The organism is Paenibacillus sp. cl6col (assembly GCF_900102125.1).
Taxonomy (GTDB): Bacteria; Bacillota; Bacilli; order Paenibacillales; family Paenibacillaceae; genus Paenibacillus_B; species Paenibacillus_B suaedae.
On the sequence record NZ_FNAZ01000010.1, the window covers coordinates 131,777 to 143,832 of the forward strand.

General features: G+C 49.3%; 14 protein-coding genes. All 14 read left to right on the forward strand.

What is annotated here, in order from left to right; all coding sequences use genetic code 11:
* Positions 1-178 precede the first annotated feature (178 nt).
* The 14 genes from eutA to eutH all read left to right on the forward strand — a co-directional run bounded on the left by eutA (position 179) and on the right by eutH (position 11,954).
* Positions 179-1,609 carry an ethanolamine ammonia-lyase reactivating factor EutA gene (gene eutA, locus BLS15_RS22925; RefSeq protein ID WP_028531610.1) on the forward strand — a complete coding sequence of 477 codons (1,431 nt, stop codon included), beginning with the start codon at positions 179-181 and terminating at the stop codon, positions 1,607-1,609.
* A 48-nt stretch (positions 1,610-1,657) separates the two neighbouring features.
* A complete protein-coding gene (locus BLS15_RS22930) occupies positions 1,658-3,022 on the forward strand; it encodes an ethanolamine ammonia-lyase subunit EutB (RefSeq protein WP_090513884.1) in 1,365 nt (454 codons plus the stop codon).
* Positions 3,023-3,040: 18 nt separating this feature from the next.
* A complete protein-coding gene (eutC, locus tag BLS15_RS22935) occupies positions 3,041-4,006 on the forward strand; it encodes an ethanolamine ammonia-lyase subunit EutC (RefSeq protein WP_028531609.1) in 966 nt (321 codons plus the stop codon).
* A 78-nt stretch (positions 4,007-4,084) separates the two neighbouring features.
* Positions 4,085-4,738: an ethanolamine utilization microcompartment protein EutL gene (eutL, locus tag BLS15_RS22940; protein WP_021252532.1), complete on the forward strand. Its 654-nt coding sequence runs from the start codon at positions 4,085-4,087 to the stop codon at positions 4,736-4,738.
* An 11-nt stretch (positions 4,739-4,749) separates the two neighbouring features.
* Positions 4,750-5,679 carry a BMC domain-containing protein gene (locus BLS15_RS29880; protein ID WP_021252531.1) on the forward strand — a complete coding sequence of 310 codons (930 nt, stop codon included), beginning with the start codon at positions 4,750-4,752 and terminating at the stop codon, positions 5,677-5,679.
* Positions 5,680-5,706: 27 nt separating this feature from the next.
* A complete protein-coding gene (locus tag BLS15_RS22950) occupies positions 5,707-7,182 on the forward strand; it encodes an acetaldehyde dehydrogenase (acetylating) (protein WP_021252530.1) in 1,476 nt (491 codons plus the stop codon).
* A gap of 106 nt (positions 7,183-7,288) precedes the next feature.
* A complete protein-coding gene (locus tag BLS15_RS22955; protein WP_021252529.1) occupies positions 7,289-7,579 on the forward strand; it encodes a BMC domain-containing protein in 291 nt (96 codons plus the stop codon).
* A gap of 41 nt (positions 7,580-7,620) precedes the next feature.
* Positions 7,621-7,758, forward strand: a complete 138-nt coding sequence (locus tag BLS15_RS29140) for a hypothetical protein (RefSeq protein WP_155987197.1) — start codon at positions 7,621-7,623, stop codon at positions 7,756-7,758.
* A complete protein-coding gene (locus BLS15_RS22960) occupies positions 7,749-8,564 on the forward strand; it encodes an ethanolamine utilization cobalamin adenosyltransferase (RefSeq protein ID WP_021252528.1) in 816 nt (271 codons plus the stop codon). Before BLS15_RS29140 ends, BLS15_RS22960 begins: the two co-directional genes overlap by 10 nt.
* 10 nt (positions 8,565-8,574) lie before the next feature.
* Positions 8,575-9,210: an ethanolamine utilization phosphate acetyltransferase EutD gene (eutD, locus tag BLS15_RS22965; protein WP_021252527.1), complete on the forward strand. Its 636-nt coding sequence runs from the start codon at positions 8,575-8,577 to the stop codon at positions 9,208-9,210.
* Positions 9,211-9,228: 18 nt separating this feature from the next.
* Entirely contained in the window at positions 9,229-9,957 is a 729-nt protein-coding gene (locus BLS15_RS22970) for a hypothetical protein (RefSeq protein WP_021252526.1), read from the forward strand.
* 15 nt (positions 9,958-9,972) lie between these two features.
* Positions 9,973-10,248 (forward strand): EutN/CcmL family microcompartment protein, encoded by a 276-nt coding sequence (locus tag BLS15_RS22975; protein ID WP_021252525.1) that lies wholly within the window; start codon positions 9,973-9,975, stop codon positions 10,246-10,248.
* The gene (locus BLS15_RS22980) at positions 10,241-10,786 is read left to right on the forward strand and encodes a BMC domain-containing protein (RefSeq protein WP_021252524.1); all 546 of its coding nucleotides are present in this window, start codon (positions 10,241-10,243) and stop codon (positions 10,784-10,786) included. Before BLS15_RS22975 ends, BLS15_RS22980 begins: the two co-directional genes overlap by 8 nt.
* Positions 10,787-10,838: 52 nt before the next feature.
* Positions 10,839-11,954 carry an ethanolamine utilization protein EutH gene (gene eutH / locus BLS15_RS22985; RefSeq protein WP_021252523.1) on the forward strand — a complete coding sequence of 372 codons (1,116 nt, stop codon included), beginning with the start codon at positions 10,839-10,841 and terminating at the stop codon, positions 11,952-11,954.
* Positions 11,955-12,056 lie beyond the last annotated feature (102 nt).

The following is a 12,056-nucleotide window of genomic DNA, read 5'->3' on the forward strand; positions in this document are numbered from 1 at the left end:
TACAAGGGCGTAGTTTTAGAAGCAAAGAGGCTTAAAGTCAACCATATCCGGTGTGAATCGGAAGTGGTGCTTTAAGCCTTTTTTTGTTCGAATGGTGTTGTTCGGATGTTACCACAATGCGATTCAGGAACTATGCCCAGTGGAATTACACGGAAATCAATCGGTGGGGGTGAGGAAAGTGGAAGAACAATTGCTGAGTGTAGGCATCGATATGGGGACTTCTACGACACAGATTGTGTTATCGAAGCTTCACATTCAGAACATGGCATCTTCCTTCACAGTGCCGCGATTGGTCATTACGGACAAAGAAGTTGTATATCGAAGCGATATTTGCTTCACGCCTGTAATGGAGGACAATCGCATCGATATGCAGCAGATTCAGGTGTTTATTGAAGAGCAGTATGCGAAGGCTGGCATTCGCAAGGAAGATATTCAGACAGGCGCCGTCATTATTACGGGGGAAACAGCTCGCAAAGACAATGCCAACGAAGCAGTTCTGTCGCTAAGCGGTTTCGCTGGAGATTTCGTAGTTGCGACGGCCGGTCCGGATCTGGAGAGCATTATCGCTGCGAAAGGCGCAGGTGCCCATACGTATTCCAAGGAGCATTCGACTTCCATCGTCAATATCGATATTGGCGGAGGTACGAGCAATCTGGCGCTGTTCGCTAGCGGCGATCTCATCGATACAGGCTGCCTTGATATCGGTGGACGACTCATTAAGGTGGATCAAGCCACACATAAAGTGACGTACATTGCACCGAAAATTAAGCAGTTGGCAGAGCGGAGAGGCATTAAGCTCGCACTCGATCAGCAAGTTACTCCAGCCGACTTGGAGCCGATTATCGGAGAGATGGTCAAGCTGCTCGAAGAGAGTGTTGGCCTAAGGCCGACTGGCGACTTCTATAACACGATTATTACGAATAAAGGGATCAAGCTGGATCGTTCGATTCCGTGCATTTCTTTCTCAGGCGGCGTCGCGGACTACATTTATGAAGAGGCGACGGGCGATGTGTTCCAGTACGGTGACATCGGCATCTTGCTCGGCCGTGCCATCGCAGCGTCTCCGCTTACGACGCAAATGACAGTAGCCCGATCGGCTGAGACCATCCGAGCAACCGTAGTTGGAGCAGGGTCTCATACGACGGAAATTAGCGGCAGCACGATTACGTACACGGAAGAGAGCTTCCCGATTAAGAATATTCCGATTCTGAAGCTTGCTGCGGCAGATGAGTCGGGAAGCAGTGAGACGCTGGCGCAGGCGATTGCCGACAAGCTGAATTGGTTCAAGCTGAACAACGATCTGCAGCGGGTTGCGATCGCATTGGAAGGGAAGAAGAGCCCTAGCTTCCAAGAGGTTCAGAAATATGCGCAAGGGCTGTATCAAGGCATGTCCGAGCTGCTGGAGCGGGATTATCCCCTCATCGTGATCGTCCATCACGACATGGCGAAAGTGCTGGGACAGACGCTGTACGCCTTGCTTGACTACAAGAAGGATGTTGTCTGCATCGATAGTGTTGTGGTTGATAACGGCGACTATATCGATATCGGCAAGCCGATTGCGAATGGCAAGGTGCTTCCAGTCGTCATTAAAACCCTCGTATTTCATTAGGGGAGATTATTAAGACAAATTGATATTGAGTTGGAAGGAGGAGCTTTTGTGATTTTAAAAACGAAGTTGTTTGGCCGCGTGTATCAGTTCAGCAGCCTTATGGAAGTTATGGCAAAAGCAAACGAGGAAAAATCAGGGGATACACTGGCTGGGCTGGGTGCTACTTCGTCCGAAGAGCGTGTAGCTGCGAAGGTAGTGCTCTCCCAAATTAAGCTGTCGGATCTGCGCAACAATCCAGCTGTTCCTTACGAGGTAGATGAGGTTACCCGCATTATCCAAGATGGGGTTAATGAGCGCATTTACAGTGAAATTCAAAACTGGACGGTTGAAGAGCTGCGTGAGTGGATCTTGAATGAGAACACGACTGAAGCTGACATTAAGCGCGTATCGCGCGGGTTGACAGCCGAAATGATTGCAGCGGTTGCGAAGATTATGTCCAACCTTGACCTGATGTACGGTGCGAAGAAGATTCGCATTGAGGCTACTGCCAATACGACGATTGGCCGTGCAGGTACGTTGTCCGCACGTTTGCAGCCGAATCACCCAACAGATGATCCGGATGGAATCATGGCTTCCCTTATGGAAGGCTTGACCTTCGGTATCGGGGATGCCGTACTTGGTCTCAATCCAGTTGACGACTCGGTTGAGAGTGTAACGCGTGTATTGAAGCGATTCGAGGAATTCCGTCAGAAGTGGGAGATTCCAACGCAAACTTGCGTTTTGGCTCACGTTACCACGCAAATGGAAGCGGTGAAGCGCGGCGCGCCGACAGGACTTATCTTCCAATCGATCGCCGGCTCTCAAAAAGGGAATGAAGCATTCGGTTTCAATGCCGACACGATTGCGGAAGCGCAGCAGCTTGTCTTGCAGCAGGGGCAAGTAGCAGGGCCAGACGTCATGTACTTTGAAACAGGGCAAGGCTCGGAGTTGTCTTCCGAAGCGCACCACGGCATTGACCAAGTGACGATGGAAGCGCGTTGCTACGGTTTTGCGAAGAAATACAATCCGTTCCTAGTCAATACTGTTGTTGGATTCATCGGGCCTGAGTATCTGTACGATGCGAAGCAAGTCGTTCGCGCCGGCTTGGAAGATCACTTCATGGGTAAGCTGACAGGCGTCTCCATGGGTTGTGATGCTTGTTACACGAACCATATGAAGGCTGACCAGAATGACTTGGAGAACTTGGCTGTGCTCTTATCTACAGCAGGTTGTAACTTCTTCATGGGCATCCCGCATGGCGATGATGTCATGCTTAACTATCAGACAACGGGCTATCATGAAACCGCGACGCTGCGTGAATTGCTTGGCTTGCGTCCAATCCGCGAGTTTGAACAATGGATGGAGAAGATGGGCTTCATTGAAAATGGCAAGTTGACGAAAAAAGCCGGAGACGCATCCGTGTTTCTTAAGTAGGGAAAGGAGGAAGCTCACATGAACGAAAAAGATCTAAAATCGATGATTGAGTCGATATTGAACGAAATGGTAGGAAACGAGACGGTGCCGGCTGCAGAAGCAGTGAAGGAAGTCGTCACGAAGGCAGTGGAAGTGACTGCTCCGCAAGAGGGAAAAACGGAGTTTGCCGTAGGTGGGCTGGTACAAGCCACCATGCCTGCAGAAGAGCAACTGGACGATGGCGAATGTCTAGATGATATTACAGATATCGATCTGCGCAAGCTGCTGCTTGTACCGGATCCAGAGGATCGCGAAGGCTACTTGAAAATGAAAGAAAAAACACCAGCACGCCTTGGCGTATGGCGTGCAGGCCCACGATACAAGACAATTACGTCGCTGCGCTTCCGTGCTGACCATGCTGCAGCACAAGATGCCGTGTTCTCCTACGTGTCTGAGGACTTCGTGAAGGAAATGAATCTTGTGCCGATTGCGACAAAATGTCGGGACAAGGATGAATATATTACGCGCCCTGACTTGGGACGCCAATTCTCGGATGAAACGATTGCGACGATTAAACAGCGTACGACCAATCAGGCGAAAGTTCAGATTATGGTTGGCGATGGCTTAAGTTCCGCAGCGATTGAAGCCAATTTGCGTGACATCATTCCATCCATCACACAAGGTCTGAAGATGTATGGTTACGAAGTCGGCAATATCTTGTTTGTTAAGCATTGCCGCGTTCCTTCCATGGATGTCATTGGCGATGTAACAGAAGCGGATGTCGTGTGTCTGCTCGTTGGCGAACGTCCAGGATTGGTTACCGCTGAATCAATGAGTGCCTACATCGCTTATAAGCCGACGGTAGGTATGCCTGAAGCGAGACGCACGGTTATCTCCAACATTCACTCAGGCGGTACGCCTGCAGTTGAAGCCGGCGCGCATATTGCAGAGCTGATCAAGACGATGATTGACCGCAAAGCATCAGGTATTGATTTGAAACTGTAGCGTTCATTCCAATGTCGTTCAATAATCACGACAAGTTGAACACGCAATTTATAAGCTATCGCAAGGAGGAAGGCACGTATGAGAAACGAACCGATTCATGCAACGGTGCTCGGCATGAAGCTCATTTCCAACGTAAGCCTGGATATGGCAAGCAAGCTGGAGCTGAAGCCACACCATAAGAGCTTAGGTATTATTACTGCTGACATTGACGATGTCACGTACGTGGCATTGGATGAAGCGACAAAAGCAGCAGCCGTAGATGTTGTCTATGCAAAAAGCATGTATGCCGGATCGGCCAATGCTTCAACGAAGCTGGCAGGCGAGGTCATTGGTATTCTGGCAGGACCCAATCCAGAAGAAGTGCGCAGCGGCATGAGCGCCGTTGCGGATTTCATCGAGAGCGGAGCGCATTTCGTGAGTGCAAATGAAGATAACAGCATTACGTATTTCGCTCACTGTGTATCCCGTACAGGAACGCACTTATCCGAGACAGCAGGCATCAAGGAAGGAGAAGCGATCGCTTACTTAATCGCTCCTCCACTTGAAGCAATGTATGCACTTGATGCAGCACTGAAGGCCGCAGATGTGACAATTGCCGCTTTCTTCGGACCACCTTCAGAAACGAACTTCGGTGGTGCATTGCTTACGGGCAGTCAATCAGCCTGCAAGGCAGCATGCGATGCGTTCGCAGACGCTGTTCAATTCGTCGCAGACAATCCGACGAGTTATTAAGGTAACGGGCGATGAGAAATAGTGCATTAGGATTGGTTGAAGTTAGGGGATATCTCGGAGCAGTCGCTGCGGCAGATGCCGCTTTGAAGGCAGCAAGCGTTACTTGCATCGGTGTAGAGATCATCAATGGTGGATTGGTAACGGTGAAGCTCGATGGTGATGTCGGAGCTGTACAAGCTGCCGTTGACGCGGGAGCAGAGCTGGCCAAGCAGCTGGATGTACTTGTCACTCGTCATGTGATTGCTCGTATGCATGAAGAGACAGCAGCAATGGTTGCGACTCCGGATACTCCTGATGATGAAGGCGACAATCACTGTCAGGTTCAGGAGAGCGACAGCACGAGCCAAAATGAGCAAGGCGAGGCGGAACTCGTATCTGAGATTGCGGCTGAACATGAAGCTGTAACAGATACGAATGAAGCTAAGGATGTTGCAAATAAGTTCGCTGCAACGAGAATCAACGAAGCTGACGAGAAGAATTCCAGAGGCGAAAAGCATGATGCTTTGGATGGAGTTTCGAAGTCGGTCAAGCTAGAGTCGACCGAAGGAAACAACAATGCAGCTGCTGCAACTGGCCAGGAACGCATATCTGGAATCACGGATTCCGTGATCGCAATACAAGCAGATGAAGCCCCTGCAGCTGAGGACGCTAATGATAAGGAAGAAACTGTTACTAAGTCTGAACAAGTAGCTGCTCCGAAGGATTCGCAAGCGAAAGCAGAATCAACTTCTGCTAAGGCAAGCAACAGTACTGTTGAAAGTAATGCAAATGCTGGCATAACGAAAACGACTCATGCTTCGAATTCTGCGGGTTTGAATACGTCAACTGTTGGCGACAAGCAGAAGCAAGCTGGAACCGGCAATGGCGGCGCTGCACGCGTAAAGCCAGTGCCTTCACCAGCCGCGAAACGGAGCAAAAGCACAAAAAAAGCAAGTTCGTAAAAAATGGAGTAGAGAGAAGGAATATTGATGGAAACATTGGATAAAGACCTACGATCCATTCAAGAAGTCCGTGATCTGATCAAGAAAGCGAAAGAAGCACAAGCCAAGCTTGCCGTCATGACGCAGGAGCAGATTAACGCAATCGTCAAGGCAGTAGCGGATGCTGGCTACAAGCATCGCGAGAAGCTCGCGAAGATGGCGAATGAGGAAACTGGCTTCGGCCGTTGGCAGGATAAAATCATCAAGAACTCATTTGCTTCGAAGCACGTGTATGCATCGATCAAGGACATGAAGACAGTTGGCGTGTTGAAGGATGACAAGGCACACAAGGTGATGGAGGTAGCGGTTCCAGTCGGCGTTATTGCGGGTCTGATTCCATCCACGAACCCGACTTCAACGGTTATTTACAAAGCGCTTATTGCGCTTAAAGCCGGAAACAGCATTGTGTTCTCTCCACATCCAAACGCGCTCAAGAGCATTTTGGAAACAGTGAAGGACATCAGCGAGGCAGCTGTGCAAGCAGGTTGTCCGGAAGGTGCCATCGGCGTCATGACGGTTCCGACGATCCAAGGAACGGATCAATTGATGAAGCACAAAGATGTTGCCTTGATTCTTGCAACTGGCGGAACAGCGATGGTTAAAGCCGCTTATTCCTCCGGTACGCCGGCAATCGGGGTTGGTCCTGGCAACGGTCCTGCCTTCATTGAGAAGAGTGCGAACATCCCGCTTGCAGTCAAGCGCATCATGGATTCCAAAACGTTCGACAACGGCACAATCTGTGCATCCGAACAATCCGTTGTTGTGGAAGCATGCAGTAAGGATGCGGTAATTGCGGAATTTAAAAAGCAGGGGGCTTACTTCCTTTCGAAGGAAGAGGCAGCACAGCTTGGCAAGTTCATTATGCGTGCCAATGGCACTATGAATCCGCAAATCGTCGGACGCAGTGTGGAACATATCGCGAAGCTGGCGAACCTGAGCATTCCAGCAGATGCACGCGTGCTGATCGCAGAAGAGACACAAGTTGGACCGAAGGTTCCATACTCTCGCGAGAAGCTGGCTCCGATTCTTGCCTTCTACACAGAAGACAGCTGGGAAGCGGCATGCGAGCGCTGCATCGAGATTCTGCATGGCGAGGGTGCAGGCCACACGATGGTCATTCACTCCGAAAATGAAGAAATCATTCGCGAGTTCGCATTGAAGAAGCCAGTATCCCGCTTGCTTGTGAACACACCGGGTACACTTGGCGGTATCGGCGCAACAACAGCAATTGCACCGGCGCTTACGCTGGGATGCGGTGCCGTTGGCGGCAGCTCGACATCCGACAACATCAGCCCACTTAACCTGCTCAATATCCGCAGAGTCGCTTATGGACTTCGCGAGATGGAAGATTTGATGGAGCAGGAGCAGCCTGTGGCTCAGCAAGATAAATTGGCAAGCCTTAATTTAGGAGACAAAGAAGAGCTGATCGGCATGATCGTCGCTCGTATTCTCGAAAAACTGTAAGTTGATAGATTCATGAGGATTCCTATTTATTTGTTTCACAACAATGGTAACTCACACTTTATATACAATTAATTCTAATTTATTGACTACTAGGAGGAATTTTATTATGGCAAACGCAAACGCATTGGGAATGGTAGAAACGAAAGGTTTGGTAGGCGCAATCGAAGCAGCAGACGCAATGGTAAAAGCAGCTAACGTTACATTGATCGGCAAAGAGCAAATCGGTGCAGGTCTCGTAACTGTAATGGTTCGCGGCGACGTAGGTGCAGTTAAAGCAGCTACAGATGCAGGTGCAGCAGCAGCAGAACGTGTTGGCGAATTGTTGTCCGTACACGTAATTCCAAGACCACATTCCGAAGTGGACGCAATCTTGCCTAAGACAAAAATAGTAGAGTAATTCAGATTCCGGACGAGTTTTATTGAAAGAGATGAAGCAGGATGCTGGCGTTAAGCTCGGCATCCTGCAACTCATCTATCGTGATGAATCGGCTTGTTCAAGCCGAGATGATTGGCGTTAACGAGATGGATTTGAACAACACGCATTCGCACGAGAAGGATGTGAGAACATGGCTCTGATTACGGAAAGCGAACTCCGCAAGCATTTTCGAAACCAGAATTTGAAGGATGTTGCCGTATATGAGACGGCGGCAGGTACAATTCTAACGCCGTCGGCCAAGAGCTTCTTGACCGATCACCAGATCGAACTCCGATATGTGACGGCTCCTGAACTTGGGGCGAATACGGCCACGGTGGAGGCACCGTCGGCGACTAAGGAAGTTAAACTGCAGATTACGAAAAACCTGGATGTCGAACCTGCGACAGAAGGCAAGAAGCGGTTTCGCACGCTGTATGGCGGTTTTTTGGAAACGAAGCCGGAGCATATGACCCATTTATATGGAAATATGCTTGTATTCAAGGATCATCCACGGATCCTCTTCCGCGGGAAGTTGGATTCACTAGAAACAAAATGTTTAGAAGCGCAAATTAGCTGCTTCAAGTTGAACATGACCAAGCTGGTCGATGATTTGGAAGAAATCCTGCAATTCGTACGGCGAGTCGTGCGATGCGAGGTACTGAGTGAGAGCATTGAAGAGTTTCATTTGCTTGGGATGACAGCGAAGGAACTTCGAGAGCAATCTCATTTTCCCAAGAAGTACTTTGGATTGGAACATTTTCAACCCAGCTATGAAATGGGCGAAGCGGTTGTTGTCATAAATGCGTTGCGCACATTGACAAGGGAGACGGAACTGTTGGCTTATCAGGCCTTCAAGAAGGAGCATGGCGAAGCAGATCGCGAGGATATTATCCGTTCGCTGAACCGTTTGTCCTCCTTGTTCTGGATTATCATGTTCCGCATCCGTGTTGGACACTACGATAAATGAGGTGAAAATGGTGGATAACCAACTGGTAGAAAGCATTATTAACGAAGTGGTGAAGCGTGTGCAGAATGAAGCCTGCTTCGAGGTGGAAGCATCCGGCAAGCACGTGCATTTGAACCGGGAAGCGATCGATGCATTGTTCGGCGAAGGCTATCAATTGACGAAGGCGAAGGAGTTGTCCCAGCCTGGGCAATATGCCTGTAAAGAACGCGTTACACTGATCGGTCCGAAGGGCTCACTGCACAACGTAGTCGTGCTCGGCCCTGAGCGCAAGGAATCTCAAGTTGAGGTATCACTGACAGATTCTGTTGTGCTTGGTGTGTCTGTACCTGTAAAAGAAAGCGGCAAGCTGGAAGGAACTCCGGGCATCGTGATTGCTTCTGGCAGTAACATGATTCGATTGGAAAAAGGACTCATCGCTGCACAGCGCCATATTCATGTGAAAGCTGAGGATGCTGAGAAGTTCAACGTGAAAAATGGCGAGATCGTACAGGTGAAAGTGTTTGGCAAGCGCCCGCTTATTTTCGACGATGTGCTTGTACGTGTCAGCTCCAACTATGAGACTTACATGCATATCGACTATGATGAGGCAAATGCATGCGGCTTTGCAAAAGGGACGAAGGGCATAATTGTAAAGCAGAGCATCTAGGTTTAGGAGTGTGAAAAAATGAACATAGAAGCTCAAGACCGAGCTGCAATCATTGAAGCCGTAGCAGCAGAGGTAATCAAAAGACTAGGGCAACAGGACAAGAAAGAACCGACTGCAGCGAGAAAGCAAGCGGTTCTTCTATCCATGGAAGCGGTACCGGAATTGGAGAGCGTACTGAACTCGCATGTTGATGTTCGTTATTATGATGAGACGCTCAGAGATTGTGATGTACTAATTATCCCTAAGCTATGCATTCAGCTGTTAGCCAACCTTGCTAACGGCATAAGTGCAGGCCCACGCGAACGATTTATCTTGACGATGCTGCTTAAGGGGCGAGAGGTTATCGCACTCGAAGAAGGATTGCTGTATCGCAAATACAAGTCGACGGCACCTGTACTCTTGTACAAGATGTATGACGAGTTTACGGCAAAGCTTAGTGCTTACGGCATTCGGTTGGTAAAAGAGCAGGATCTTCTTGCAGCCTGCCTTGAGAATGGCAATGTCTCTGGAAAACTGCAAGCTGGACAAAAGCCAGTGGCTGCACAGGAAGATAATCAGGTTGAATCCGTAGTAAGCGACATAGCGTCTCACGCGCTAGTGCTGAATCGCAAGGTTATTACGGAAGCGGAATTAAAGAAGCATCGTCTGCATAACGGAAAAGAAATTGTCATTGATCGGCACAGCATCATTACACCGCTCGCGCAAGACTACTTGCGCATGCAGAAGATGCAGGTGCACAGAAGATAACGGCGGGGTGAAGCTATGATCGTGGGACAAGTTACGGGAAGCCTGTGGGCGACCCGCAAGGACAACAAGCTGAATGGTCTGACCTTCCTGGTGGTCAAGCCGTTATCGAATCATGATGAACCCGTTCAGCGTGATTACTTCGTCGCGGCAGATAATGCAGGAGCGGGCATCGGTGATACTGTGCTCGTGACAACGGGAAGCGCAGCCCGTGCATCATTCACGAACTCAGACATACCAGTCGACGCGGTTATTGTCGGCATTGTGGATTCTATCGAGGTATCTCATGACTAGTGCAATCGGTGTGATTGAGCTGCGCAGCATAAGCAAAGGCTATGAGACGGCTGACCGCATGCTGAAGACATCTCCCGTCAGCGTGCATCATATGAAGCCGATCTGCCCGGGGAAGTTCCTCATTATGATGAGCGGAGACACGGCAGATGTTCAGGCTGCGATGGAAGCAGCCCGAGCGGAAGCAAGTGATTTCCGTATTAGCGATTTCGAGCTGCACGGTGTTCATTCCGAAATCGTCGAGGGGCTGAAACGCAGCAACGCTTCACTACCTGTGGATGCGCTTGGAATTGTGGAGACTTCTACAGTGTCTTCCGGTATTTATGCACTGAATGAAGCACTGAAGCAAAGTGACATTCACGTGAAAAAAATGAATCTCGGCATGGCTATCGGCGGCAAGTTCCTCGCCGTATTCACGGGTAGTGTGAGCGATGTCGAGCAGGGGATGAAGGTGTTCGTATCCTCCATGGATCAAAAGCGGATTATTCATTATTCCGTGATACCTTCTCCATCCGAAGAACTTAAACAACACTTCCGATAGGTAGTTTAAAAAGCTCGCTTTTGATCTTAGGTAAGAATGGAGGAGCACTTTCGTGGAGATTAATGAAATCATCATATACGGCATGGTTATCTTCATGATTCTCGGTGCGATCGACAAGTGCATCGGGTATAAATTCGGATTGGGACACCAATTCGATGAGGGTATTATGGCAATGGGGTCGCTCACACTAGCCATGGTGGGGATTATCTCTCTGTCCCCAGTGTTGGCCAAGGTGCTAAGTCCGGTGGTCGTACCGCTGTACAGTGCGCTCGGAGCAGACCCGGCAATGTTTGCCACGACGCTGTTAGCCAACGATATGGGCGGGTTCTCACTCGCACAGGAATTGGCGCAGACGCCGGAAGCGGGATTGTTCGCGGGTACGATTCTAGGTGCCATGCTCGGGCCAACAATCGTATTCATTATTCCAGTCGCACTCGGCATTATTAAGAAGGAAGACCAGAAGTACTTGGCAACCGGCGTATTGGCTGGTATAGTTACCATTCCCCTTGGTTGCTTAATCGGGGGATTGGTGGCAGGTTACTCGATTTCAATGATTTTGACCAACCTAGTTCCAATCATCCTGTTCGCAGTACTGATTGTTTTAGGTTTATGGAAATTCCCGAATGGAATGATTAAGGGCTTCACGATCTTCGGTCAGTTCATCGTCATTGTTGCGACGCTTGGACTTGCGGCTGGTATCACGCAGCAGTTGACGGATATTACAATCATTCCGGGACTTGCACCGATTGAAGAAGGAATTAAGATCGTTGGCGATATCTCCATTGTATTGGCTGGTGCTTTTGCGATGGTATTCGTCATTACGAAGGTATTCAACAAGCCGCTTATGAAGCTGGGCAAAATGCTCGGTATGAACGAGATTGCTGCAGCAGGCTTGGTAGCAACGCTTGCTAACGTCATCCCGATGTTCGGCATGATGAAGGATATGGATGTGCGCGGTAAGGTCATCAACGTTGCATTCGCTGTCTCTGCCGCATTCGTATTCGGCGATCACCTCGGCTTTACGGCTGGGGTTGCGAAGGAAATGATATTCCCAATGATCGTCGGCAAGCTTGTCGGTGGTATTACAGCGATTATCGTCGCTATGTTCTTGGCCAAAAAGTTGGCACCCGAACCGGAGCAGAAGGAAGAGCTTCCGGAATCGATCTAATGAATGTTATGGGCACTCTATCTCTCTATTTTATGTATATGGGCATGATATAAATTGTTCTGAACTCTTCTTTAGGTGTAATGCCTAAGAAGGGTTCTTTTT

Bases quoted from the DNA above. Each gene is read 5' to 3' on its own strand.
- eutC (WP_028531609.1), top strand. From the start codon at position 3,041: ATGAACGAAAAAGATCTAAAATCGATGATTGAGTCGATATTGAACGAA.
- eutL (WP_021252532.1), top strand. From the start codon at position 4,085: ATGAGAAACGAACCGATTCATGCAACGGTGCTCGGCATGAAGCTCATT.
- BLS15_RS29880 (WP_021252531.1), top strand. From the start codon at position 4,750: ATGAGAAATAGTGCATTAGGATTGGTTGAAGTTAGGGGATATCTCGGA.
- BLS15_RS22950 (WP_021252530.1), top strand. From the start codon at position 5,707: ATGGAAACATTGGATAAAGACCTACGATCCATTCAAGAAGTCCGTGAT.
- BLS15_RS22955 (WP_021252529.1), top strand. From the start codon at position 7,289: ATGGCAAACGCAAACGCATTGGGAATGGTAGAAACGAAAGGTTTGGTA.
- BLS15_RS29140 (WP_155987197.1), top strand. From the start codon at position 7,621: ATGCTGGCGTTAAGCTCGGCATCCTGCAACTCATCTATCGTGATGAAT.
- BLS15_RS22960 (WP_021252528.1), top strand. From the start codon at position 7,749: ATGGCTCTGATTACGGAAAGCGAACTCCGCAAGCATTTTCGAAACCAG.
- BLS15_RS22970 (WP_021252526.1), top strand. From the start codon at position 9,229: ATGAACATAGAAGCTCAAGACCGAGCTGCAATCATTGAAGCCGTAGCA.
- BLS15_RS22975 (WP_021252525.1), top strand. From the start codon at position 9,973: ATGATCGTGGGACAAGTTACGGGAAGCCTGTGGGCGACCCGCAAGGAC.
- BLS15_RS22980 (WP_021252524.1), top strand. From the start codon at position 10,241: ATGACTAGTGCAATCGGTGTGATTGAGCTGCGCAGCATAAGCAAAGGC.